Here is a 24,142-nt window from a genome sequence, read left to right as displayed (position 1 = left end):
ATGTGGTATCAACTGCGGTTTCCGATCAAGCTGACCTTCGCCATTCTGCTGGCGTTGCTGATCGGCTTTCACTTTAATCTGGAAACGCCGCGCTGGGCGGTAATGACCGCCTGTATCGTCGCAGGCGGCACGGCCTTTGCCGCGGGCGGCGATCCTTTCTCCGGCGCGCTGCGCCATCGCGGGATGCTGCGTATTATCGGCACCTTTATCGGCTGCCTGGCCGCGCTGACGATTATGATCGCCACCATCCGCGCGCCGGTGGTGATGCTGCTGCTGTGCTGTCTGTGGGCCGGTTTCTGCGTCTGGCTTTCCTCCTTAATCAAAGTTGAAAACTCCTATGCGCTGGGCCTGGCGGGCTATACGGCGCTGATTATCGTGGTCAGCCTGGACGCTAACGGCTCGGTGCTGCTGGCGCCGCAGTTTGCCGTCGAGCGCTGTAGCGAAATCATTATCGGCATCGTCTGCGCCATTCTGGCCGACATGCTGTTTTCGCCGCGCTCCATCAAACAGGATATCGATCGCGCTATCGACGGGCTGCTGGTGGATCAGTACAAGCTGATGCAGCTTTGCGTGGCGCACGGCGACAAAGAAGAGGTCGACAAAGCCTGGACCGATCTGGTGCGTCGCACCACCGCGCTGAACGGAATGCGTACCCATCTGATGATGGAGTCAGGCCACTGGCAGCGAGCGGACAGGCGACTGCGCGCGTTAAATACGCTGTCGCTGACCTTGATTACCCAGGCCTGCGAAACTTTTCTGATCCAGAATACCCGTCAGGAATATGTGCCGCCGCAGTTTCACCTTTTCTTTGAAAAGCCGGTTGAGAACGTCGCCGATATCCATAAGCGCATGAAAATTATGCGCCGCGTGATCACCGCCAGCGGCAGCAAAAACACGCCGGTCACCGTCAGCAACTGGGTCGGCGCGGCTTCACGCTATTTGTTGCTGCTGAAAGGCATAAAAACCAACAGCAGCATCAGCGGCATGGAAGAAGAAGTGCTGGATGGCGAGCCGGTGGTAAAAATGCGCTCGGCGGAAACGCGCCACGCGCTGATCAACGGCGTGCGCACTTTTGTCGCCACGGCGGTCGGTTCGCTGTTCTGGCTGTGGAGCGGCTGGACATCGGGCAGCGGCGCAATGGTGATGCTCGCGGTGATCACCGCGCTGGCGATGAGGATGCCGAACCCGCTGATGATGGCGAAGGATTTTCTGTACGGCATGATGGTGGCGATCCCCTTAGGGGCGCTCTATTACATGGTGCTGATGCCCGCCACGCAGCAAAGTATGCTGCTGCTCTGCCTCTGCCTGGGCGTGATGGCCTTTATCGGCGGCATCCTTATTCAGCGCCGTCAGATCGGCACGCTGGGCGCGCTGGTCGGCACCATCAATATCCTGACGCTGGACAATCCCATGACCTTTAACGTCAGCGCCTTTCTGGATAACGCGCTCGGTCAGGCGATCGGCTGTTTCCTGGCGCTGCTGGTCATTTTGCTTATTCGCGACACCTCAAAAGCGCGGACCGGACGCACGCTGCTGAACCGCTTTATGTATTCCGCCGTGGCGGCCATGACCACCAATCAGGCCCGCCGTCGCGAGAACCATCTGCCGGCGCTGTACCAGCAGCTGTTTATGTTGCTGAATCTTTTTCCAGGCGATATCAACAAGTTTCGTATCGCGCTGACGTTGATTATCGGACACCAGCGCCTGCGCGATGCCGATATCCCGGTTAACAGCGATCTTTCTGCTTTCCACAAGCAGCTGCGGCATACGGCGGATCGGGTTATTTCGGCAGGCAGCGACGCCAAACGACGCCACTACTTCGAGCGGCTGCTGGCGGAACTGGCTATCTATCAGGAAAAGCTGGTGCATTACGAGGCGCCGCTAAGCGTCACCGAGCCCGTGCAGCGCCTGGCGAGCATGTTAAAAAAATATCAGACCACGCTGCTGCAAATCTGATTAAGAGATCTCCGCTTCTTGCCCTTCTTGCGGCCTGTCATGCAGGCCGCCATCTATACTTATCCCAACGGTAATCCAATGGGAGAACAGTATGAGCAACTCGCTTCAGGACAACGACTTATTTCAGACCGGCTTTTTTATCGACGGTCAGTGGCAGCAGGGCGGCGCAACCTTTGACGTACTGAACCCGGCCACCGGTGAAGTCATTACTCAGGTCGCGCGCGCCGGTAAAGACGAAACCGAACGGGCGATTGCCGCCGCCGCCAAAGCCTTTCCCGCCTGGCGGGCGAAAACCGCTAAAGAGCGTAGCGAAATCCTTTACCGCTGGTATCAGCTGATTATCGACAACAAAGCCTGGCTGGGCAAACTGATGACGGCGGAGCAGGGTAAGCCCGTAAAAGAAGCCGAGGGTGAAGTCGAGTACGCCGCCAGCTTTATTCAGTGGTTTGCCGAGCAGGCAAAGCGCGCTAACGGTGAAATCATTCCGCCGGCCAAAGCGGGATCGCGCATTCTGGCGACGCGCGAACCCATCGGCGTGGTCGCTGCTATTACGCCCTGGAATTTCCCGATGGCGATGCTGACGCGCAAGCTTGGCCCCGCGCTGGCCGCAGGCTGCACCGGCATTATCAAACCCGCTAATAACACGCCGCTGTCGGCTTTTGCTCTGGTGGCGCTGGCGAAAAAAGCGGGCGTGCCGGACGGCGTGCTGAACGCGGTGGCGGGCGATACCAAAGCCATCAGCGAAGCCATTATGGCCAGTTCGACGGTCAGGAAAATCTCTTTCACCGGTTCAACGGAAGTCGGCAAGCTGCTGATGCGTAACGCCGCTGAGACGATGAAAAAAGTGTCGATGGAGCTGGGCGGCAACGCGCCCTATATCGTCTTTGAGGATGCGGATATCGACGCCGCCGTTAAAGGCGCCATCGCCAACAAGTTCCGCAACGCGGGCCAGGTTTGCGTCAGCGTTAACCGCTTCTTTATTCACAACAGCGTTTACGACCGCTTTGTCAGCCAGCTGGCGGAAGAGGTAGGCAAGCTGAAGGTGGGTAACGGCATGGAAGAAGGGGTGATTGTCGGGCCGCTGATTGAGGCTTCTGCCGTAGATAAGGTGGAAGAGCATGTTAAAGACGCCAAAGCGAAAGGCGGCAAGATTGTCGTCGGCGGCGACCGGCACGCGCTCGGCGGCAATTTCTGGCAGCCGACGGTGATTGCCGAAGCCAATGAAAACATGAAGCTGGCCAAAGAGGAAACGTTCGGCCCGGTCGCCGCCTGTTTCCGCTTTGACAGCGAAGAAGAGGTAATCCGCCGCGCCAACGATACCGAATTTGGTCTGGCAGCCTATTTCTATACCCGTGATGTCCAGCGCATCTTCCGCGTAGCGGCGGCGCTGGAAAGCGGCATGATCGGCATCAATGAGTGCGCGGTATCCACCGAGCTGGCGCCTTTTGGCGGCGTGAAAGAGTCCGGGCTGGGACGGGAAGGATCGGTGCTGGGACTGGAAGAGTTTTTAGAGGTCAAAGCCCTGCATATCGGGGGACTGTAACTCACCGGGCGGCCACGCGTCGCCCGACCGTTTTCCTGTGGAGCGGCAGTATGAGAACAGAAATTTTTGATTTTAATGAAATCGTGGATCAGGCGCATTTCTTCCGACAGTTCAGCGATCGTTTTTCACTGGGCGATCGGCTTATTACCGATTTGGACAGCCTGTGGGAAGTGGTGAGCGACAGATCGCTGCCGTTACCGCTGGAGATCGAATTTGTGCATCTTGGCACAGGCCAGAGACGGCGCTACGGCGCGTTGATCCTGCTGTTTGACGAAGCGGAGGAAGAGCTGGAAGGGCAGCTACGATTTAACGTGCGCTGAAACGAAAAAAGGCCCCGGCGAACGGGGCCAAAAGGTTCGTCATATAACCGTCAGGGTAACGGTGACGAGGAATTACTTATACAGCTCGGCGGTGACGTGCCAGGTGTTGTCGTTGCGCGCTTCGATAACGCGATAGGCGCTGGCGCCTTGTTCATCCGCTTTCTGCGACAGCTGCTGACGAATATCCATCGGTGCGCCCGCCACGCCGCCTAATGAAATGGTGCCGGCGGATTGTAGATGCTGCGATTGCTCTGCGTTAACCAGCTGTGCAGCTGAAGCGCCGAAGGAAAGTACGGAGAGCAGGCTTAATACGGCTAAAGTTGTTTTCATGATTTTCTTCCTCATTGTCCTCAACAACCCGCGTCTGAAACCTGTCAGGTCGTCGATATAGCGGCAGGCTTTACGCCTGCCCGTCGCCCATCTTATTTATAAAGTTCTGCGGTCGCGTGATAGTTGCCGTTGTTGTAGGCCTCAATCACCCGATACGATTTCGCGCCCTGTTCGTCGGCTTTCTGTGAAAGCTGCTGACGGATGGTGGTTGGCGCGCCGTCGATGCCGCTAACGCTGATGGTACCCATAGACTGCAGATTTTCGTTGGCAACCTGCTGATCGGTTACCAGGTTGGCAGCGCTGGCGCCGAAAGAGAGAACGGAAGCCAGGCTTAGTGCGGCGATAGTAAATTTCGTGTTCATAACAGATGCTCCAGAAGTAGGGCGATAACCGAAAGGGCTAAAAAACTTTTATTATTCTTGGGGTTATCGTCAGAGTTAGGTTGATTATTTGTACAGCTCAGCCGTAGCGTGATAGTTGCCGTTTAAATAGGCCTCGACCACACGGTAGGCTTTAGCGCCCTGAGCGTCGGCTTTCTGGCTCAGCTGGGCATTGATATCCATAGGGGATGCGCTGACGCCGCTCACGCTAACGGTGCCGATCGATTGCATGTTTTGCGCCTGATCCGCGTTAACAGATTCAGCTGCAAAAGCACCAAAAGAGAGCAGAGAGAGCAGGCTGGCGGCAGCCACGGTAGTTTTTACGTTCATGAAAATTTTCCTCGTCATTATTTTTATCGTGTTGTTAGTGTGATTCACATCACGAAAAGGATTATAGATCTGATAACGTAAAATATTAATAGCAGGCTAATAATGTTTTGTTGCGATATTTAAGCCGTTAACCACTTTTTAATAACGTTCAGTTATAAAAAACGCTTATAAGTTGCTCTGGCTGCGTTAAATATGCGTAAAAACATTGAGATAGATCAATTTAACTATTTGTGCGCTTCTTTGTGGCAGATCACACTGCGAGACGGGAGTCCATAAAGTTTAACGGCGATGTCAGCGCAATAAGCCAGTGTATTATGCTGTTTTTAACGGAGTGGAGAGAGAAAAGACAACGCGCCAACGGTCGCCGGCGCGCGGGGAAAACGATAAAGAACTGCATAAAAACCGGCGGCTTATAGTTCCTGATCGAATAATTTCAGGACGGAATCACGCAGGTGTCTGATGGTAACGTGGCGGGCTGGGGTAATGAAAATCGTGTCGTCACCGGCGATGGTGCCGAGGATGCCTTCGGGCTTGCCCAGCGAGTCCAGCATGCGGGCAATCAGCTGCGCCGCGCCAGGGCTGGTATGGATCACAATCAGCGCGTCATTATAATCGATATCAAGCACCAGATTCTTGAGCGGGCTGCTGGTGGTCGGCACGCCCAGCTCGGCAGGCAGACAGTAAACCATTTCCATTTTGGCGTTGCGCGTGCGCACGGCGCCAAAGCGGGTCAGCATCCGCGAAACCTTGGACTGGTTGATATTATCAAAGCCCTGTTCCTGGAGCGCAGTGACGATCTCGCCCTGCGAGCTAAATTTTTCTTCTTTTAATAAGGCCTTAAACGCCTTAATCAGATCTTCTTGTTTTGCTGGATTACGCATAGTTTTTCGCTAAAGGTCGCAAGAGAATTCCCGGCTGGGATAACTTCTTATTATGCACTTTTTTGCATTTTTATGCAAATTAAGCCTCTTTTTTACACCCTGTTAACGTTCGTTGCCAGATCGCGGCCGTGAAAAATTCGCCTTATTCCGCGACGTCGCGCACAATAAGTGAACAGATTGTTATAAAATTGATGTTGTTTGGCTAAGTATTAACGGTGTAGTGTAACGTTGACCGCGTTGCCTGCAGCCTCGAATGGCCTTACCGGGCATATTGCGGTCAGTCTCTGTCGCTTTATCCTGTATGATGCGCCGTCGTGCATGAGGGTAAATGCTGTCGCTCAGGCCTCGCAGGTCAGATATGCTCATAAGCAAATGATTCCACGGCACTTCCCCCTCAAAATAATAAGGAGTTTAGGATGAAAGTTGCAGTTCTCGGCGCGGCTGGCGGCATTGGCCAGGCCCTTGCTCTTCTGCTTAAAACCCAGCTTCCGGCAGGTTCAGATCTCTCACTGTACGATATCGCTCCCGTGACGCCCGGCGTGGCTGTCGATCTGAGCCACATCCCTACTGCGGTGAAAATCAAAGGCTTTAGCGGTGAAGACGCGACGCCAGCCTTGCAGGGCGCTGACGTAGTCCTGATCTCCGCAGGCGTAGCGCGTAAGCCTGGTATGGACCGCGCAGACCTGTTTAATGTTAACGCCGGTATCGTGCGCAATCTGATTGAGCAGGTCGCCGCTACCTGTCCAAAAGCGCTGATCGGCATCATTACTAACCCCGTTAACACCACCGTGGCTATCGCCGCCGAGGTGCTGAAAAAAGCGGGCGTCTATGACAAGAACAAACTGTTCGGCGTGACCACGCTGGATATTATCCGCTCCAATACCTTTGTCGCCGAGCTGAAGGGCAAAGATCCGGCGGCGCTGAACGTGCCGGTGATTGGCGGCCATTCCGGCGTCACTATCCTGCCGCTGCTGTCGCAGGTGCCGGGCGTAAGCTTTACGGATCAGGAAGTGGCCGATCTGACTAAACGTATCCAGAACGCGGGTACAGAAGTGGTTGAGGCAAAAGCCGGCGGCGGGTCTGCCACGCTGTCAATGGGCCAGGCCGCAGCGAAATTTGGTCTGTCGCTGGTGCGTGCCCTACAGGGTGAAAGCAACGTGGTGGAGTGCGCCTACGTTGAAGGCGACGGCGCGCATGCTCGCTTTTTCGCTCAGCCGCTGCTGCTGGGGAAAAACGGCGTTGCGGAGCGTAAGCCCATCGGCGCTTTAAGTACGTTTGAAGAGCAGGCGCTACAGAACATGCTGGAGACGCTGAAGAAAGATATCGCTCAGGGCGAAGAGTTCGTGAAGTAAGCCACTCAGGGCCAGCTTTCGCTGGCCCTTGCCGTTTAGCTGCCCGGATATTCCAGTACGGTAATTTGCAGCGTCATCTTGCGATCGTTACGCAAAATATCCACGTCAATCGCCGTTCCCGGACGGATTTCCGCCACCTGGTCCATGGTTTCCAGCGCGGAAACCGCAGGCTTATGGTTCACGCTGACGATGACGTCGTTCACCTGCAGGCCTGCTTTCGCCGCCGGCCCGCCCTGCGCCACGTTGGTCACTACAATGCCCTGAACGTGATCGATGCTGCCGTTCTGGCCATGCATTTGCGGAATTTCACGTCCGCTGATGCCGATAAACCCACGGATAACGCGGCCGTCGCGGATAAGCTTGTCCATGATTTTCGCCGCCAGCGCGGTAGGGATGGCAAAACCGATGCCTTCCGGCGTTTCGCCATCGTTGCTTTTATCGAACGACAGCGTGTTAATGCCCATCAGTTCGCCCAGTGAGTTAATCAGCGCGCCGCCGGAGTTGCCTTTATTAATAGAGGCATCGGTTTGCAGGAAGTTCTGATAGCGGGAAGGGCTGAGGCCTACGCGGCCGGTCGCGCTGATGATGCCCTGCGTAACCGTCTGGCCAATGTTGTAAGGGTTGCCTATCGCCATCACCAGATCGCCGATATGCGCCACTCGCTTAGGATTAACAGGAATAACCGGCAGGCCGGAAGCGGTGATCTTCAGCACGGCCAGATCGGTCAGGCTGTCCGAGCCTACCAGCATGGCTTCAAAAATTCGGCCATCCTGCAGCGCGACGATAATCTGATCGGCATCGTTAATCACATGCTTGTTGGTCAGGATATAGCCCCGCCCGTCCATAATCACGCCCGAGCCCAGCGTGCGGATTTCCAGGTTATGGGCCGACGCGTTGGCGCTGCGATTATAGACGTTCACCACCGCAGGCGCGGCGCGGCGCACGGCGTCGTTATAGCTGACGGGCTTCTGGCTGGCGCTGTCATCTTTTAGCGTAAAAAAATTATTGCCGATGCGCAGCGCGGGCAGCGCGACCAGCAGCAGGCCCGCTACCACCAGGCCAAGAAGCACTGAACGCATAAGTTTAGGAAACATAGCTTTAACTGATGAATGAATAGACGATGGGCAGGATAACATGAGTCGGGCGGACGCGCAGGTGTCCGCCCGAAGTTTTAGCGTAAAAGCAGGTAGAGGCTTTCGCCGTTGCGGATAACATTCAGCGCCAGCAGCGAAGGTTTTGCCGCCAGCTGCTTGCGCAGGTCGGCAAGATTTTCAACGCGGGTGCGGTTAAGTCCGACGATAATATCGTCTTTTTGCAGGCCGAACTGCGCGGCCGGCGTGCCTTTATCGACGCTGTCCACGCTGACGCCTTTGGTGCCGTCTTTCGCCGCGCCGTCGCTCAAGGTCGCGCCCTGTAGCGCAGGGTTCAGCAGCTCTGTGCTGGCGGTTTGGGTGCTGTTATCCAGCTTCACGGTCAGCGTCTGCGGCTTGCCGTCGCGCAACAGGCCTACCTTCACCTCTTTGCCCGGCGCGGTGGTGCCAATTTTCACCCGCAGCGCGGCAAAGCTTTCCACCGGCTTGTCATCCAGCGAGGTAATAATATCGCCCGCTTTGATGCCGGCTTTAGCCGCCGCCGAGCCTGGCAGCACTTCATTGACGAAAGCGCCGCGCTGGGCGTCAACGTTAAAGGCTTTCGCCATCTCCGCCGTCATCTCCGTGCCTTTAATACCCAGCTGGCCGCGTTTCACCTCGCCAAACTCGATCAGCTGCTGCGCCAGATTCATCGCCATATTGCCCGGAATAGCGAAGCCGATACCGATATTGCCGCCGGCAGAAGAGAGAATAGCGGTGTTAATGCCGATCAGTTCGCCGTTAAGATTAACCAGCGCGCCACCGGAGTTGCCGCGATTGATCGCCGCATCGGTCTGAATAAAGTTTTCCAGCCCTTCCAGATTCAGCCCGCTGCGTCCCAGCGCCGACACGATGCCGGATGTGGCCGTCTGGCCAAGGCCGAACGGATTGCCGATCGCCACCGCGAAGTCGCCGACCTTCAGCTGGTCGGAATCGGCCACTTTCACCTGCGTCAGGCCTTTGGCGCCGCTGACCTGGATCAGCGCGATATCGGTCTGTTCGTCGTGGCCAATAAGCTTAGCGTCAAATTCCCGGCCGTCGCTCAGCTGGACGCTGATTTTATCCGCGCCGTTAACCACATGATTATTGGTAAGGATATAGCCCTTTTCGGCGTTAATGACCACGCCGGACGCCAGGCCTTCAAAAGGCTGGCTGCTGTCGCCGCCGTCCTGACCTTCCTGCCCGAAAAAGCGTTTCAGCTGCTCGGGAATTTCCTGCGTTTGCGTCGGCTGCGTGCCCGCCACGTGGACGCTGACCACCGCAGGCAGCACTTTTTCCAGCATCGGCGCCAGGCTGGGCAGCGGCTGCCCCTGAATTTGTGCCGGCAGCGTGGCCTGCGCCGCCGGAGCTGAACCCATGCTGATACTCAGGGCTAATGCGCTCAACAGTAATGATTTCTTCATCGCTAAGACTCGCAAAAAGTGGGGGAGAGCATCCGGGACGAAGCCAGGACACAAGGGTCAGAAGAGTAAAAAGGGGCGATTAACGCCCCCTTTACCACAGGACGCGTCCGTTCTATTTCTCGTGCGCCGTACGCTCGCCGCGCAGCAGGCCGGTAGCGCTGTCAGGGTAATCACGCGGCATCTGCACCGGCACCTGATCGTTATCCGCTTCCGATTCGGTCAGCTGATAAGCAAACGGATTTTTTTCGCCCGGCAGGTTCGGCAGCAGGTCGTTGGAACCTTTCGCCATATGCTGATAAAGCTGGCGGTAGTCGCGCGCCATATTATCCAGCAGCTCGGCGCTCTGCGCGAAGTGGCTGGTCAGCTCTTCGCGATAATCAGCCAGTTCGGCTTTGGTTTTTTCCAGTTCGTACTGCTGGCTGCGCTGCTCGCGCAGTTTCTTGTTACCAAAACGCATCGCCAGCGCACCGATAATTACTCCCGCTACCAGGCCAATAAGCGCGTATTCCCAGGTCATAATAACTCCCGTGTTGTCTTCATCGTTCCGTAAAAACCTCTGGCCTTATGCCAGTCCGTTAACAGCCACTATAACCGCTAATCTCATGGAAGTGGAATCCTGCCGCTGCATCGCTTAGTGTAGAACGGCCTTTTTTTCGACAATCAATCACCTGACGCACCGAATAATTCAGGGAATGGGAATCTATGCAAACGAAGTCTCCTCTTGCGCTTTATCAACGGGCGCTGGAAAACGGCGAGTATCAACCTGATGATATTCAACGTGAAGCCGTTACCCGCCTGGATGGGATTTATCAGGCGCTGAGCCGGCGCGAACCCGTCGCCGCCGCCCCAACCAAAGGGCTGTTTGGCCGGCTGAATAAGCTAATGGGAAAAGGCAAAAACGAGCCGCAGACGCCTGTTCGCGGCCTCTATATGTGGGGCGGCGTCGGCCGGGGCAAAACCTGGCTGATGGACATGTTTTTTCAGGCAATTCCTGGCGAGCGCAAGCAGCGGCTGCACTTCCATCGCTTTATGTTGCGCGTGCATGAAGAGCTGACGGGCCTTCAGGGCCACAGCGATCCTTTACAGATCGTGGCTGACCGCTTTAAAAGCGAAACGGATCTGCTCTGTTTCGATGAGTTCTTCGTTTCCGATATCACTGATGCCATGCTGCTGGGCACGCTGATGGAGGCGCTGTTCGCCAGAGGGATCACGCTGGTCGCCACCTCTAACATTCCGCCGGACGATCTGTATCGCAACGGCCTGCAGCGGGCACGCTTTCTGCCAGCCATAGAGATGATAAAGCAACACTGTGACGTGATGAATGTGGATGCGGGCATCGACTATCGCCTGCGCACGCTGACGTCTGCCCATCTGTGGATGATGCCGCTGAATGAGGCGACCACGAAAGAGATGGACCGCATGTTTGTTGCGCTGGCCGGCAGCGATCGCAGCGATAAGCCCGTGCTGGAGATCAACCATCGTAAGATGCCGACGCTGGGCGTGGCAGAAGGCGTGGTGGCGATGGATTTCCTGACGCTGTGCGGCGAAGGGCGCAGCCAGCACGACTATATTGAGCTGTCGCGCCGTTTTCACAGCGTGCTGCTGTTTAACGTGCCGGTGATGATCTACAAAACCGAAGACCAGGCGCGACGTTTTTTAGCGTTGGTGGATGAGTTTTACGAACGGCATGTTAAGCTGGTCGTCTCGGCGGAGGCTACGCTGTACGAAATCTATCAGGGCGCGCGGCTGAAGTTTGAATATCAGCGCTGCGTTTCGCGGCTGCAGGAGATGCAAAGCGAAGAGTATCTCCGACTGCCGCACCTGCCATGAGTCGTTAAATTTCCCGGCGTCGGGACGCATTTAATTGTAAAAAGGGGTCGCGCTTTGCGGGCGACTTCTCTATAATCTTGCGACCCCACGTTACAGCAAAGGTTTTTTTCCCAAAACTCTTTGTGTTCCAGTAACTCTATCCGAAGGGGTGGGCTTGCTGGTCGAGATGGTCGTGTGAGCCTCAACCGTTTATTCAAGCGTTTGGGATTTCACCAACGTGTAACTTAATTTGGGTAAGCTTTTAGATGAAAACTTTTACAGCTAAACCAGAATCCGTCCAACGTGACTGGTATGTTGTTGACGCAACGGGCAAAACTTTAGGTCGTTTAGCGACTGAGCTGGCTCGTCGTCTGCGCGGTAAGCATAAAGCGGAATATACTCCGCACGTAGATACCGGTGATTACATTATCGTTCTGAACGCTGACAAAGTTGCTGTAACCGGCAACAAGCGTACCGATAAGATTTACTATCATCACACTGGCCACATCGGTGGTATCAAGCAAGCGACCTTCGAAGAGATGATTGCTCGCCGTCCTGAGCGTGTGATTGAAATCGCGGTTAAAGGCATGCTGCCAAAGGGCCCGCTGGGTCGTGCTATGTACCGTAAACTGAAAGTTTACGCGGGCAACGAGCACAACCATGCGGCACAGCAACCGCAAGTTCTTGACATTTAATCGGGATTACAGGCAATGGCTGAGAATCAAAACTACGGCACTGGTCGCCGCAAAAGCTCTACCGCTCGCGTATTTATCAAGCCGGGCAGTGGTAACATCGTTATCAACCAGCGTTCTCTGGAACAGTACTTCGGTCGCGAAACTGCCCGCATGGTAGTTCGCCAGCCGCTGGAACTGCTGGACCTGGTCGGTAAATTCGATCTGTACGTCACCGTTAAAGGTGGTGGTATTTCTGGTCAGGCTGGTGCGATCCGTCACGGTATCACCCGCGCGCTGATGGAATATGACGAGTCACTGCGTGGCGAACTGCGTAAAGCAGGCTTCGTTACCCGTGATGCCCGTCAGGTTGAACGTAAGAAAGTCGGTCTGCGTAAAGCACGTCGTCGTCCACAGTTCTCCAAGCGTTAATTTATTCTGCGCTTGCAGAATCGATTATCGAAAAACCCGGTGCCTGCACCGGGTTTTTTCTTGCCTGATTTTCGGCCTGGCTCGTAAAAACGCGACGGGCTCTGTCATTTTCCCGTCAAATCCGTATTCCTGCCCCACAAGCTGGCTAAAATCTGGTAAACTGAGTGACACTTTGTGCCTATTAGCCGGGCGGCTGCACAGACGAAGCGTCGTCCGGGTTAGCCGGGGCAATTTAGCCGTCTGGTCGCCGTGTGGCGGGCTTGCGCAGTAATTTTCTGGATAAACTTGGAGGTTTACATGGCTGTCGCTGCCAACAAACGTTCGGTAATGACGCTGTTTTCTGGTCCGACTGACATTTTTAGCCATCAGGTGCGTATTGTGCTGGCGGAGAAGGGTGTCAGCGTAGAGATCGAGCAGGTAGAAATGGATAGCCTGCCCCAGGATCTGATTGACCTCAATCCGTACCGTACCGTTCCTACGTTAGTCGATCGTGAACTGACGCTGTATGAATCCCGCATCATCATGGAATACCTTGATGAGCGTTTCCCGCATCCGCCGCTGATGCCTGTCTACCCGGTCGCACGTGGCGAAAGCCGCCTGATGATGCATCGCGTCGAGCAGGACTGGTACAGCCTGATGCGTAAAGTGGAAAACGGCACGGCGCAGGAAGCGGAAGCCGCGCGCAAACAGCTGCGCGAAGAGCTGCTGGCGATTGCGCCGCTGTTCTCTCGTACGCCTTTCTTTATGAGCGAAGAATTCAGCCTGGTAGACTGCTACCTGGCGCCGCTGCTGTGGCGTCTGCCGCAGATGGGCATCGAGCTGATCGGCGCCGGCTCGAAAGAGCTGAAAGGCTATATGACGCGCGTGTTCGAACGTGATTCCTTCCTGGCTTCTCTGACGGAAGCAGAACGGGAAATGCGCCTGCATACGCGGGGCTGATATGGAAATGTCGCAACTTACCGCACGTCGTCCCTATCTGCTGCGAGCCTTTTACGAGTGGCTGCTGGACAACCAGCTGACGCCTCATCTGGTGGTGGATATCAACCTCCCCGGCGTGCTGGTGCCGCTGGAGTATGCACGCGACGGTCAAATCGTGCTGAATATTGCGCCTCGTGCCGTAGGCAATCTGGAGCTGGGTAACGACGAGGTGACGTTTAACGCGCGCTTTGGCGGCGTCCCGCGTCAGGTTTCGGTGCCGCTGGCGGCCGTGATGGCTATCTACGCGCGTGAAAACGGCGCGGGCACGATGTTCGAGCCTGAACCGGCCTACGAAGAGGCGGGCGAATATAACCCGGCTACGGCGCAGGATGAGTCACCGGAAACGGTGATGTCGGTTATTGACGGCGATCGCCCTGACGACAGTGGTCAGGATGATGACGGCAATGACGAGCCGCCGCCGCGTGGCGGACGCCCGGCGCTGCGCGTGGTGAAGTAGACGTAACAGCGAAACCGGCCCCCGAACAGGGCCGGTTTTTTTATGTCTGGTAATCAACAATAAATTAAATTTCGCTCCAGCATTTTCTGAAAATATTCTATTTTTTTATCTTGTTGAGAAACGATTATTCAGAAAATAAATTACAGTAGTTTCCTTAATTACTCTTTTCTGTGTTCCTTATGCGTTATTACTTTTATTATTCAATTGATCATTATCAAAAAACAGCAATAAATATTATTTCCTTTAATTAACATTATTGAAATAGACGGAAAGGTTAATTATTGTTTATGTTTTCTGACTGACTCACTGTCAGGTGATTTGTGGCGCGCTAAGGAATACAGCGAATGGAAATAGCCGTAAGCGTAGTTATACCCACCTATAACCGAGAAGCATTGCTGAATAAAACGCTACAGGCGCTGACGCGGCAAACGCTGGATAAACGTTTTTTTGAAGTTATCGTCGTGGATGACGGCGGTAGCGATAATACCGGTCAGCTTTGTCAGGACTATCAGGACTGCCTGAATATTCGCTATTACTGGCAGTACGACAACGGTTTTCGCGCGGGAAAGGCGCGGAACATCGGTATTACGGCGGCGGAAGGCGACTATATCGTGCTGATTGATTCCGGCGTGCTGCTGCGGCAGGACGCGCTGGAAAAGCACCTCGGCATTCATCGGAAAAGCCGCACGCCGGGCGTCTGCATCGGCTACGTCTACGGTTTTGAAATGCCGGACGCCATGCTGGCCGATCTGGATGCTTTTATTCGTGCAGAGGATGTCGGCGCTTCCGTAAACTTTTTTAAAGAGATGAAGGCAGAAGATATTCGACAACAGCAGTATAACGAGCTGGGCTATAATATTTCTTCCTGGCCCGCACCCTTTGATATTTTCTGGACGTGCCACGTCTCGGCGGAGCGCCAGGCGCTGATAAAAGCCGGGCTGTTTGATGAGGATTTTAACGGTTGGGGCGGTGAAGATGTGGATTTAGGCGTGCGGCTGTTTTTACAAAACAACCGATTTATCGTTGACCGGGAAATATGTTCGGTACACTGCCCGCATCAAAAACAGATTGCGGACCATAAAAACGAATCGGAAATTGCCGGCAAGAAAATTCATCAGAAATATCAGCTCTGGCAGACCGCTTTTTATGGCTGCGATCTGGGCGAAAGCAAGTTTTCGCTAAATAAAGTTATCCGCCACTATGCCGATCAAAACCGGGAAGAAAACGATGCCTTTATACGAAAATATCTCTATCACGCCTGAATCGACCGCTTTTAAACACTGTTCTTCGGTAGCTAAAGGGGTGAGTTTCTCTGGCGAGCCTGATATTACGCTCACCTGGGTAAAAGATAAAACGTACCACAAAGACTATATCGATCTGGCGGATTTTTCCCGCTGCATTTCGCTGGGCGAGGGCGCTTATCTGGAGTCGCTGGATCGGGTAGCCTTTCACTGCGGGCGGGTTAAGCTGACGCTGGTGAAGCGTAACGGCTTTGAGGCGGGGAAAATTATTATCGGTGCCGGCTGCGTGCTGCAGGGAACCGCCATTATCGCCTGGCAGAACGTGACGGTTGAGGATCATGTAACCTTTGGGCCAGGCGTCACGCTGATGGACAGCAGCGGTCATCCGCTGCTTGCTCGCGGGACGGACGACGAGGCGGCGAGAACGCCCGTCAGGCCGGTACTGATCAAGGAACACAGCTGGATCGGCATGAATGCCATTATTCTGCCTGGCGTCACGGTGGGGCGACATGCGGTGATTGGCGCGGGCAGCGTGGTAAGAACCAGCGTCCCGGACTACGCGGTTGCAGCAGGTAATCCCGCTGTCGTGGTGAGATATCTTACGGAAGAGCAGAAAGAAACGGCTGGCTGAGCGGCTGCCCAGCCAGCAGTGAAGATCAATAGACGTCGCGCAGGTAGCGTTTCTCTTTCTTCAGCTGATCGATATAGTCCGCCGCGCGCTCTGCCGACAGGCCGCCGAACTGGGCAATAACCTCGTACAGCGCTTTATCCACATCTTTGGCCATTCGTGACGCATCGCCGCAGACGTAAAAACAGGCGCCTTCCTGTAGCCACGCATACAGCTCCGCGCCCTGTTCCATCATACGGTTCTGCACGTAGATTTTTTTCGCCTGATCGCGCGAGAAGGCCAGATCCAGACGGTTCAACACGCCTTTTTCCTGCCAGTTCAGCAGCTCGTCGCGATAGATAAAGTCATGCTCAAGGCGCTGGTCGCCAAAGAACAGCCAGTTTTTACCTTTAGCGCCGGTTGCCTCACGCTCCTGCAAAAAGGCGCGGAAGGGCGCGATGCCGGTGCCGGGGCCAACCATAATCAGCGGCGTATTGCCGTCTGCGGGAACGCGAAAAGCTTTGTTAGGCGAAATAAAGATCGATGGTTTTTCGCCCCGACCCACGCGTTCCGCCAGATAGGTGGAACAGACGCCGCTGCGCGCGCGACCCGCGCTGTGATAGCGCACCGAAGCGATAGTGAGATGCACCTGGTTTGGATGCGCCTTCGAGCTGGACGAGATGGAATAGGCGCGATGCTGCAACGGACGCAGCAGCGCCACAAACTCAGGAATGCCGATGGAACGCGCCAGCTCCAGCTGCAGCAGATCCAGCGAATCTTTGCCCCACAGCCAGACGCCCATGGCATCTTTATCGTCATGCTGCAGCACGTGACGCAGCTCCTGGTTGGTGGTGTTCTGGCCTACCCACTCAATCAGCTTGCGTGAAGGTTCGGAAATTTCAAACTGATAGGTCAGCAGATCGCCCAGGCTGCGGTCATAGCCGGATACCGGCGTATCGTAGTCTGCCTTCAGCTGTGCCAGCAGCAGGCTAACCAGCGTCGGGTCGTTAACCGGGATAACGCCCAGCGCATCGCCCGCTTCATATTTCAGGCCGCTATCGGTGAGATCGAACTCATAGTGGCGGATATCTTTATCAGAATCCGGCCCCGACAGGCGTCGGTTGGTAACCAGCGCGGCCGCATAAGGATTCTGCTTGTTGCTGCCCGGAATAACCGGCGCTTCGGGACGGTTTTCCAGCGCTTTGCCGCTGCTGCCCGCGCTGGCGGCAAACTGCGGCATAGAGGCGGTCAGCCACTGGTGCGAAGGCTCTTCATAGTCAATATCGCAGTCAATGCGATCGTAAAGACGCTTCGCGCCCAGCTGCTCCAGACGCATATCGATAAATTTACCCGCCTGGCAGAAGCCGTCATAACCGGTATCGCCAATAGCCAGCACGGCGAAGTTCATCTGCTCAAGACGCGGCGCGGTGCTGGCGGAGATAGCCTGCCAGAACAGCTGGGCGTTATCCGGCATTTCGCCTTCGCCATAGGTTGAGGTGATCACCAGCACGTGCCGCATCGAGGCGAAAATCTCAATGTCCACTTCGCCCAGCGCCTGTACCACCGGCACCAGCCCGCTGTCGCGGGCGGCTTTCGCCGCGCTCTGCGCCAGCGCTTCCGCATTGCCGGTTTGCGAGCCGAACAGAATATGCAGCTGCGTGGTGGCCGCCGCGCCGGTGCCGCTGTCGGCCTGCGGGCGCTCTTCCAGCACCAGCAGACGTGAATGTAATCCGGCAAGGAAACCCGCCAGCCAGTATTTCTGCTCGCCGTTAAACGGCGCGTCTTCAGGAATGTAAGGAATTTTCATCTGTTTTCTTTACTCGATCCGTCATATAAACAGGAGCCGGTCGTCAGGAGAGTTTCCCGACGGCAGCAGCAATCTCCGGCAGCGCGGCGCGGGCGAACAGCTCCTCAAAGTCCGGCAGTCCTCCCAACACTTCGCGGTTGCGCGCATCCTGATAGATAATCCAGCCATAGGTCGCCAGGCTATCCATCGAGCGGATATTGCGCTGCGTCAGCGCCGCTTTGTAATCCGCCATGCGTTTGGCGGCAATCAGACAGGCCAGCTCGTCATCGCTGTAGTTTTCAATTGCCGAGCGCGCATGACGCTGTAGCTTGCTGACCAGCGCGAAATCTTCCGTCATCAGCAGGTTGCGTACCGCTTTTTCCACGGCGACGTTATTCACCGAGGTGCCTTTCGGCAGGCGAGAGAGCGCGAGCTGTTGCGCAAAGCTGAGCACGGTGTAGTTGTTCAGCAGGACAAACATCTCCGGCGTATCGGTCGCGCCGTAAGCGGGTACCGCGCCGTTGGCGATAGCGGATTTGTTCCGCCAGGCGGCTTTAAACTTCGCCACCTGGTGGGCGGCCATCGCGGTAGACAGCTCTTCCAGCAGATCCTTACGCGCTTTCGCCTTGAGGATTTCCTTGCTGTCCTGATAAAGCAGCAGCGAACGCGGCATCACGTAGACAAAGTGCTGGCACTCGGTTTCCCAGTGCGTCAGCAGCCAGGCCGCACGCGGCGAACCGGTCGCCGCAAGATGCCAGCGCAGCATGGTCAGCACCGCATCTTTGTGGGTTCTGGCCATCTCGTCGTTATCCGTGATGGAGCCGAACAGCACGGAGTCGCCTGCCGCATGGCTCGCCAGCTTGCGGTACGGGTCGTACTGATAAGCGAAGCCGCCGCTCATGCCGTTGCCGAAGCCGGTGCCGAAGGTGCCCAGGTTCAGCACCGCGCCGTTGGTCATATATTCGCAGCAGAAATCGCCCACGCCTTCGACTACCGCCGTGGCGCCGGAGTTACGCACGGCGAAGCGGTCGCCCGCCTGTCCCTGAACGAACAGTCGGCCGCCGGTGGCGCCGAACAGCGCGAAGTTACCGATTAATACGTTGCCTTCCGCATCCTGCGAGCCGCCGCCTGGCGACATCACCACGATTTCGCCGCCGCACTGGCCTTTGCCCACGCCGTCGTTACAGGTGCCGCGATGGCGCAGCTGCATGCCGTCGTTGCAGAAGACGCCGTAGGACTGCCCGGCCGAGCCGGACGTGGCGATCTTCACCGTTTCCGGCGCCAGATAGTGGCGGCCCCGATCGTCGGCCAGCGCGGCAGGCATCGCCGCCAGTTCCGCTTTGCTCAGCTTATGGTTCAGCAGGCGTTCAATATCGATAGCCAGCTGGCCGCCGACGCTCTTGTTACGGTTGTTCAGCGTGATGCCGTTGCCCAGTTCGATAACGCTTGCCGTTGCCAGCGCGCGCTCTACCTGCGTGATCCAGCCATCGTCCAGCTCGTAATCTTTTTCCAGATAGACCGGCTGCATGATTTTGATTTCCGGCACCACGGTAAGCATGGCGCGCAGATCCAGCTTGCCGACTTCAAGCGGGTGATCCATCAGGTGTAGCAAATCGGAACGGCCGCGCGCTTCGCGCAGCGAACGCAGGCCAAGACGCGCCAGGATCTCACGCACTTCATGCGCCACGTTCATAAAATACTGCGCCAGCTGGCGAGGATCGCCGTCAAAGGCTTCGGCGTTGGTGGTCAGACCGGCCGGGCATTTCACGTTGCAGTTTTTCGCCATTACGCACTTCAGCATCATCAGCGCCGTGGTGCCGAATTCGAAGCTGTCGCTGCCCAACAGCGCGGATTTCACCACGTCGCTGCCGGTTTGCTGCGCGCCGGAGCTGCGGAGCAGCACTTTGTCACGCAGGCCGTTGGCGCACAGCGCCTGATGCACTTCCGCGATGCCGATTTCCGCCACGCGGCCGGTATATTTCAGGCTGGTGACCGAAGCCGCGCCGGTGCCGCCGGTGTTGCCCGCCACGTTAATCACGTCCGCGCCCGCTTTCGCCACGCCGACGGCGATGGTGCCGATGCCTTCAGACGACACCAGCTTGACGATAACGCGCACGCGCGCCGCTTTACAGTCGTGGATCAGCTGCGCCAAATCCTCGATGGAATAGGTGTCATGGTGTGGCGGCGGCGAAACCAGCTCCACGCCAGGCGTGCCGCCGCGCGCTGCCGCGATCTCCACGGTGACTTTGGCCGCAGGCAGCTGACCGCCTTCGCCGGGCTTGGCGCCCTGGCCGATTTTGATTTCCAGCTCTTCCAGCATCGGATCCGCCAGGTAGGCTGCCCAAACGCCGAAACGACCGGAGGCCAGCTGCTTGATGCGCGAAGCGCGGATAGTGCCGTGACGCGAATAGTGCTCGCCGCCTTCGCCGCAGTTGCTCATGCCGCCGACCATATTGGTGCCGTGCGCCACCGCCTCATGGGCCGGGGCCACCAGCGCGCCGTGGCTCATTGCGCCGGAAGCAAAGGTGCGGGTGATTTCGCTGGCCGGCTGCACTTCGCTTAACGGCAGCGAAGGCGACGTGGTAAACATACGCGACAGATAGTCCGCCGCTTTGCCGCTGGCAATAATATGCAGACCGTTCGCCGTGACTTCACCGCTGGCGATCTCGTCGGCGAAACGGCCTTTCAGCGCGCCCAGCAGGGCGGAAAGACGTTCCACCTCGGTTTTCAGCCCCTTGATGGTTTCGGAAAGCCGCAGCGTAAAGCGGCCTTCGCTGCCGTCAGTGGCTTCGCACAGCAGGCCGCGCACGGCAAACCCGTTGTTGATCAGCGAGTAACGGCCCAGCTTGCGCGAAAACTCCGCTTCGCTGTCCACGTGGGTCAGATCCGCCGGGAAGGTCAGGATATCGCGCAGCGCCGCCGGACGACGTTTACGCTCTTCCTGCATCTGGCTGGAGAACTCACGGTAGTCCTGCGTGATGGTAAAGCTGTCGATGGTCGCATTCGGGATACGCTTAAAGCTGCTGTCGGCGAAGGAGTCCGGCTTGATATTAAAAGCGTTATCCAGACGGGCCAGCGTCAGCAGACGAATAAACTCATCTTCTTCACGCGGCTTGTCGACAAAGCGCAGCGGCTGCTCCGTCATATCGATAAACGTCCGCACCGCGATAGTGCCGTAAGAGTGACCCGCGCCTTCGGCACGCTCTTTAAACAGGCCCAGCAGCGGCACCTCTGATTCGCCCTGAATTCTCAGCGCGCTCTGGTGCCAGTCCACGGCCATTTGCGCGATAGTGGCGAAGCCCGCGCCGCCGACCGGCGTTTTGATATTCGGGAAATATTTCTTCAGCACCCGATCTTCCGTATCCAGGAAGTTAGGCTCGAAGAATTCGCCGCAGCTGTAGCTTTCAACCGTACAGAGGCCAACCTTGCCCATGGTTTTCATCAGCGCTTTTTCAGCCGCTTTGGCATAGCGCTTAAAGGCTTTGTTGCCTTCTTCGCCTTCGCCATATTTCTCCTCGGCGCGCATTTGCACGCCAAGTGGATAGATAGCGGACGCGCCAAAGCCCAGCGCGGCGGCGATATGGTGCGAAGAGATGCTCTGTCCGCTCTCGACCACCAGCGACACGTCCAGACGCAGGCCTTCCTGCACCAGACGCTGGTTAATGGCGGAAACCACCAGCAGCATCGGTATGGCGGCGCGCTCGCTCGAGATATGACGGTCGGTCAGCACCGCGATCCCGCCCTGTTCGCGGGCAAAATCCACCACCTGCTGCGCCAGATCGTCAATGGCCTGCTCCAGCGCGGCGGCGTTATCGGCACGGCTTTGCGCATCGCTGCCCACGACCGGACGATAAAGCATATCGAAACGGGCGTATGGCGCCACGTCCTGCTCGCGCAGCTGCAACATATCCAGATGCGTCAGGATCGGCGTCGGCACGATAATCTGCCGGCCTTTGCTCCGGCCCAGATGCGGCTTGGCGCCCAGCGCGACGCGCAGCGTCATGCCGTCCACTTCGCGGATGGAGTCCAGCGGCGGGTTGGTTACCTGCGCAAAACGCTGCGAGAAGTAGTGCGCCATGCCGCCTTCATGATCGGAAAGCCCGTTGATGGCGTTGCCGTAGCCCATGGCGGAAATTTTCTCCGCGCCGGTCGCCAGCATCGGATCCATCATGAACTTGAAGCTTTCCTGGTTGTAGTAGTAGGCCACAAAGCGCTGATAGGTTTTCAGGTCGCCGCCGTAGCGCAAAGGCGAACCCTGAATTTCCGCCGGCACCACAGGCAGATCGCTCAGCGTTACGCGCGCCTGCGCCAGCAGCGTCGGATAATCTTTTTCCGCCGCCAGTTTTTCCAGCGCCTCCAGGGTGGTGTAGCTGCGCTTTTCGCTGTGATCGTAATAGAGCATCCCGCCCGCTTCGATACGGCCGCGACGCAGCACGCTCTCCGGCGGGAAGGCGATCTGGCCGGCTTCGGACATCGCGCCGATATACTCGGCGGTTTCCACCGAGCGCAGCGGTCGCAGGCCAAGACGATCCAGACGCGCGCCGATGACGTCGCCGTTGCCGAAAATCAGCGCGGCCGGGCCATCGTTTTTCTCTTCGTACAGCGAGAAATACTCCAGCATAGCGCGCACTTCCGGCGACAGCGTATCGTCGTTTTCCCACGCGGGCGGCATCATTGAAACCACGGCGTTGATTAAATCGAGGTTATCTTCCATCAGACGGCTGTGGATGCTTTGATCCAGACGCGAGCTGTCGGACTGCCCCTTCGGCCGGACGATCTTCTTGCCGCGAGCCAGCGCCAGCGCGGCTTCGGCGATGCGGTTTTTACGATCTGTGTTCAGCTCGCCGTTGTGCGCCATCAGGCGGAACGGCTGAGCCATTGTGGTATGCGGATCGGTATTGGTCGAGAAACGGGTATGGAAAAACAGGCCGCGCACCTGGTGATCCGGATCGGTCAGATCTTTGAAATAGGGGATCACTTCATTGGAGTTCAGGCGCGCTTTGAACACCTGGGTACGTGACGAAAGAGAAAGCGGGTAAAGCCCGCCGAATTCGCTTTCGGTAAAGGCGCGCGCTTCGATAGCCAGCAGGGCGCGATAAATACGTTTTTCAAAGGCGGTCTGGTCTGCCACATCGGCAGGCGCGTTAAAAATCCACTGAACGATAGGCAGCTGGAACTGAAGGGCGGCCGGACGCAATACGCTGGTATCCAGCGGCAGCTCGCGCTTAAGGATCACCTCCAGCCCGTGTGCGGCCAGCGTCTCCTCTACCAGCCCTTCGGCGTTGGCGCGCAGCGCATCGTCTTTCGGCACGAAAAAGTTACCGACGCCAAAGCGACCGGAATTGAGCGGCATGCCGGTAATTTTGCGGAAAAAGTGCAGTGAAATATCAACGTTAACACCTGCGCCGTCGCCTACGCCCTCGGCAGACATGCCGCCGCGATGCGGCACGGTGCAGAGCGCGCTGTGCGCCATCTGAAGAATTTCATGGGTCTGCTCGCCGTCCTTACGGGTAATGAAACCGACGCCGCAGCTGTCGTTTTCTTTCGATGGGTCATACAGACCATAGGGAAACGCTTTTGGATTGGACATGGCAGACCTCCTGACTTCTTTGACATTACCTACGTTATTTCAGGCACAGAATGCAATGGAGAAGACTCCCCTGGCTCTGTATCGTTTTTTTCCTGACTGCTTTTAAGTGGGCGACTGTGCGCCGGGCATGTTCTCTTCAGGCCATGCTGAAGGGAGCTGCTCGTTATTTTCCGGGTCTCTGAGAGGAGAAAGCCTGGGGAGTCTTCTTGCTGCATAGATATGCCGAGACACTGGCCCGTCAGGAACGCTTCCAGCGAAATTCCAACTTATCGGGAAAGCGTACTCAGGTCAAATAGCGCGCTTAGGGGGGCTTTGTGGAGGTGTCTTTTAGGTAAGTTATTGTTTTTATATATTTTATACCGATTTTTTCTGTGTATAGTTTCGTCATTTACCCCCCAGGAAGTGTGAACTGTCTCACTGTAGTGCAGGGCGCAAATCTCTGCACCATGCTGGTGCTGGGGGTATTGCCAGCAGAAAATGCTAATAAAGTAGCCTTAATCATTGAAAGCGGCTGTTTTTAACGGAGAGGCTTATTTGAATTAAACGCCCGTGCATCATTAGTAAAATTAATCAGGCTGGTTTTGAGTGCATCCACGTTTAATGTGAATTTTTATTCATTGCGTTTCAGGCGAAAGCGCGGCGGCAGGCGCTTATCGCTATGAATTGCAAAAACGGATAATGCACTTAAAGCAAAACGGGCTATGCACAGGTTAAACATCACTTTTCGCGTACCGATGGTGCTCAACCGCGTATACCCTGTACCGCTGTTACAAAGTCTGTTGGTAACCAAAGTCAACGGCCGCGCGGGTCGCGGTCACGCTTAATAGCGCAAAACAGCGGCGGTGTTCGCCAGACGGTCATGCTTCCCCAGCGCTAAATGGCGGCAGGCTTAGCGGATGGCCGGAGACGATACTGACCTGTCTTTTGACAGGCGCGCGGAACGTCA

General features: G+C 56.4%; 20 protein-coding genes. 11 read left to right on the top strand and 9 right to left on the bottom strand.

What is annotated here, in order from left to right:
- The 3 genes from aaeB to QCD69_RS01460 all read left to right on the top strand — a co-directional run bounded on the left by aaeB (nt 1) and on the right by QCD69_RS01460 (nt 3,819).
- Nucleotides 1-1,956: a p-hydroxybenzoic acid efflux pump subunit AaeB gene (gene aaeB / locus QCD69_RS01470; protein WP_253457823.1), complete on the top strand. Its 1,956-nt coding sequence runs from the start codon at nt 1-3 to the stop codon at nt 1,954-1,956.
- A 91-nt stretch (nt 1,957-2,047) separates the two neighbouring features.
- Nucleotides 2,048-3,499, top strand: coding sequence for an NAD-dependent succinate-semialdehyde dehydrogenase (locus QCD69_RS01465; RefSeq protein ID WP_301250735.1), 1,452 nt, complete (start codon nt 2,048-2,050; stop codon nt 3,497-3,499).
- 50 nt (nt 3,500-3,549) lie between these two features.
- On the top strand, nt 3,550-3,819 hold the full coding sequence (locus QCD69_RS01460) for a barstar family protein (RefSeq protein WP_253457826.1): 270 nt from the start codon (nt 3,550-3,552) through the stop codon (nt 3,817-3,819).
- 72 nt (nt 3,820-3,891) lie between these two features.
- On the opposite strand, the gene yhcN (QCD69_RS01455) is transcribed toward QCD69_RS01460, so the two are convergent.
- The 4 genes from yhcN (QCD69_RS01455) to argR all read right to left on the bottom strand — a co-directional run bounded on the left by yhcN (QCD69_RS01455) (nt 3,892) and on the right by argR (nt 5,740).
- On the bottom strand, nt 3,892-4,149 hold the full coding sequence (gene yhcN, locus QCD69_RS01455; protein ID WP_253457828.1) for a peroxide/acid stress response protein YhcN: 258 nt from the start codon (nt 4,147-4,149) through the stop codon (nt 3,892-3,894).
- A gap of 92 nt (nt 4,150-4,241) precedes the next feature.
- Nucleotides 4,242-4,511 carry a peroxide/acid stress response protein YhcN gene (gene yhcN / locus QCD69_RS01450; protein ID WP_253457830.1) on the bottom strand — a complete coding sequence of 90 codons (270 nt, stop codon included), beginning with the start codon at nt 4,509-4,511 and terminating at the stop codon, nt 4,242-4,244.
- Nucleotides 4,512-4,595: 84 nt separating this feature from the next.
- Nucleotides 4,596-4,859 carry a peroxide/acid stress response protein YhcN gene (yhcN, locus tag QCD69_RS01445; RefSeq protein WP_253457832.1) on the bottom strand — a complete coding sequence of 88 codons (264 nt, stop codon included), beginning with the start codon at nt 4,857-4,859 and terminating at the stop codon, nt 4,596-4,598.
- A 410-nt stretch (nt 4,860-5,269) separates the two neighbouring features.
- A complete protein-coding gene (argR, locus tag QCD69_RS01440) occupies nt 5,270-5,740 on the bottom strand; it encodes a transcriptional regulator ArgR (RefSeq protein ID WP_125287067.1) in 471 nt (156 codons plus the stop codon).
- Nucleotides 5,741-6,156: 416 nt separating this feature from the next.
- Here argR and mdh point away from each other — a divergent pair, with 416 nt between their 5' ends.
- On the top strand, nt 6,157-7,092 hold the full coding sequence (gene mdh, locus QCD69_RS01435; protein WP_253457834.1) for a malate dehydrogenase: 936 nt from the start codon (nt 6,157-6,159) through the stop codon (nt 7,090-7,092).
- Between the two features lie 35 nt (nt 7,093-7,127).
- Here mdh and degS read toward each other — a convergent pair whose 3' ends face one another.
- From degS to zapG, 3 genes are all read right to left on the bottom strand, one after another.
- Nucleotides 7,128-8,186: an outer membrane-stress sensor serine endopeptidase DegS gene (degS, locus tag QCD69_RS01430; RefSeq protein ID WP_253457837.1), complete on the bottom strand. Its 1,059-nt coding sequence runs from the start codon at nt 8,184-8,186 to the stop codon at nt 7,128-7,130.
- Between the two features lie 77 nt (nt 8,187-8,263).
- A complete protein-coding gene (gene degQ / locus QCD69_RS01425) occupies nt 8,264-9,625 on the bottom strand; it encodes a serine endoprotease DegQ (RefSeq protein WP_253457839.1) in 1,362 nt (453 codons plus the stop codon).
- Between the two features lie 112 nt (nt 9,626-9,737).
- Entirely contained in the window at nt 9,738-10,142 is a 405-nt protein-coding gene (gene zapG / locus QCD69_RS01420) for a Z-ring associated protein ZapG (protein WP_125287071.1), read from the bottom strand.
- Nucleotides 10,143-10,327: 185 nt separating this feature from the next.
- On the opposite strand from zapG, the gene zapE reads away from it, so the two are divergent.
- The 7 genes from zapE (at nt 10,328) to QCD69_RS01385 (ending at nt 15,844) form a co-directional block, all read left to right on the top strand.
- A complete protein-coding gene (gene zapE, locus QCD69_RS01415) occupies nt 10,328-11,455 on the top strand; it encodes a cell division protein ZapE (protein ID WP_301250734.1) in 1,128 nt (375 codons plus the stop codon).
- A gap of 245 nt (nt 11,456-11,700) precedes the next feature.
- Nucleotides 11,701-12,129, top strand: a complete 429-nt coding sequence (gene rplM / locus QCD69_RS01410) for a 50S ribosomal protein L13 (RefSeq protein ID WP_125287073.1) — start codon at nt 11,701-11,703, stop codon at nt 12,127-12,129.
- A gap of 15 nt (nt 12,130-12,144) precedes the next feature.
- A complete protein-coding gene (gene rpsI / locus QCD69_RS01405; protein WP_125287074.1) occupies nt 12,145-12,537 on the top strand; it encodes a 30S ribosomal protein S9 in 393 nt (130 codons plus the stop codon).
- A gap of 297 nt (nt 12,538-12,834) precedes the next feature.
- Complete coding sequence (gene sspA / locus QCD69_RS01400) at nt 12,835-13,476, top strand: stringent starvation protein SspA (RefSeq protein ID WP_125287075.1); 642 nt, start codon at nt 12,835-12,837, stop codon at nt 13,474-13,476.
- A 1-nt stretch (nt 13,477) separates the two neighbouring features.
- Nucleotides 13,478-13,972, top strand: coding sequence for a ClpXP protease specificity-enhancing factor (gene sspB / locus QCD69_RS01395; RefSeq protein WP_253457846.1), 495 nt, complete (start codon nt 13,478-13,480; stop codon nt 13,970-13,972).
- 344 nt (nt 13,973-14,316) lie between these two features.
- Nucleotides 14,317-15,234: a glycosyltransferase gene (locus QCD69_RS01390; protein WP_253457849.1), complete on the top strand. Its 918-nt coding sequence runs from the start codon at nt 14,317-14,319 to the stop codon at nt 15,232-15,234.
- Nucleotides 15,200-15,844, top strand: coding sequence for an acyltransferase (locus tag QCD69_RS01385; RefSeq protein WP_301250729.1), 645 nt, complete (start codon nt 15,200-15,202; stop codon nt 15,842-15,844). Before QCD69_RS01390 ends, QCD69_RS01385 begins: the two co-directional genes overlap by 35 nt.
- Before the next feature lie 25 nt (nt 15,845-15,869).
- Here the strand turns inward: QCD69_RS01385 and QCD69_RS01380 are convergent, their stop codons facing one another.
- A complete protein-coding gene (locus QCD69_RS01380) occupies nt 15,870-17,627 on the bottom strand; it encodes a sulfite reductase subunit alpha (protein WP_253457853.1) in 1,758 nt (585 codons plus the stop codon).
- Nucleotides 17,628-17,670: 43 nt separating this feature from the next.
- The gene (locus QCD69_RS01375; protein WP_301250727.1) at nt 17,671-23,196 is read right to left on the bottom strand and encodes a glutamate synthase-related protein; all 5,526 of its coding nucleotides are present in this window, start codon (nt 23,194-23,196) and stop codon (nt 17,671-17,673) included.
- Nucleotides 23,197-24,142: the final 946 nt, after the last annotated feature.

The sequence above is a fragment of the Erwinia sp. PsM31 genome (genome assembly GCF_030433775.1).
GTDB classification, from domain to species: Bacteria; Pseudomonadota; Gammaproteobacteria; order Enterobacterales; family Enterobacteriaceae; genus Erwinia; species Erwinia aeris.
This window is presented reverse-complemented; position numbering and strand designations above follow the sequence as displayed.

Excerpts from the sequence above, each read along its gene's own strand:
- sspB (WP_253457846.1), top strand. The coding sequence starts at position 13,478 with ATGGAAATGTCGCAACTTACCGCACGTCGTCCCTATCTGCTGCGAGCC.
- QCD69_RS01465 (WP_301250735.1), top strand. The coding sequence starts at position 2,048 with ATGAGCAACTCGCTTCAGGACAACGACTTATTTCAGACCGGCTTTTTT.
- argR (WP_125287067.1), bottom strand. The coding sequence starts at position 5,740 with ATGCGTAATCCAGCAAAACAAGAAGATCTGATTAAGGCGTTTAAGGCC.
- yhcN (WP_253457828.1), bottom strand. The coding sequence starts at position 4,149 with ATGAAAACAACTTTAGCCGTATTAAGCCTGCTCTCCGTACTTTCCTTC.
- QCD69_RS01380 (WP_253457853.1), bottom strand. The coding sequence starts at position 17,627 with ATGAAAATTCCTTACATTCCTGAAGACGCGCCGTTTAACGGCGAGCAG.
- zapE (WP_301250734.1), top strand. The coding sequence starts at position 10,328 with ATGCAAACGAAGTCTCCTCTTGCGCTTTATCAACGGGCGCTGGAAAAC.
- degS (WP_253457837.1), bottom strand. The coding sequence starts at position 8,186 with ATGTTTCCTAAACTTATGCGTTCAGTGCTTCTTGGCCTGGTGGTAGCG.
- QCD69_RS01460 (WP_253457826.1), top strand. The coding sequence starts at position 3,550 with ATGAGAACAGAAATTTTTGATTTTAATGAAATCGTGGATCAGGCGCAT.
- zapG (WP_125287071.1), bottom strand. The coding sequence starts at position 10,142 with ATGACCTGGGAATACGCGCTTATTGGCCTGGTAGCGGGAGTAATTATC.
- rplM (WP_125287073.1), top strand. The coding sequence starts at position 11,701 with ATGAAAACTTTTACAGCTAAACCAGAATCCGTCCAACGTGACTGGTAT.
- sspA (WP_125287075.1), top strand. The coding sequence starts at position 12,835 with ATGGCTGTCGCTGCCAACAAACGTTCGGTAATGACGCTGTTTTCTGGT.
- mdh (WP_253457834.1), top strand. The coding sequence starts at position 6,157 with ATGAAAGTTGCAGTTCTCGGCGCGGCTGGCGGCATTGGCCAGGCCCTT.
- rpsI (WP_125287074.1), top strand. The coding sequence starts at position 12,145 with ATGGCTGAGAATCAAAACTACGGCACTGGTCGCCGCAAAAGCTCTACC.
- QCD69_RS01385 (WP_301250729.1), top strand. The coding sequence starts at position 15,200 with ATGCCTTTATACGAAAATATCTCTATCACGCCTGAATCGACCGCTTTT.
- yhcN (WP_253457832.1), bottom strand. The coding sequence starts at position 4,859 with ATGAACGTAAAAACTACCGTGGCTGCCGCCAGCCTGCTCTCTCTGCTC.
- yhcN (WP_253457830.1), bottom strand. The coding sequence starts at position 4,511 with ATGAACACGAAATTTACTATCGCCGCACTAAGCCTGGCTTCCGTTCTC.
- QCD69_RS01390 (WP_253457849.1), top strand. The coding sequence starts at position 14,317 with ATGGAAATAGCCGTAAGCGTAGTTATACCCACCTATAACCGAGAAGCA.
- aaeB (WP_253457823.1), top strand. The coding sequence starts at position 1 with ATGTGGTATCAACTGCGGTTTCCGATCAAGCTGACCTTCGCCATTCTG.
- QCD69_RS01375 (WP_301250727.1), bottom strand. The coding sequence starts at position 23,196 with ATGTCCAATCCAAAAGCGTTTCCCTATGGTCTGTATGACCCATCGAAA.
- degQ (WP_253457839.1), bottom strand. The coding sequence starts at position 9,625 with ATGAAGAAATCATTACTGTTGAGCGCATTAGCCCTGAGTATCAGCATG.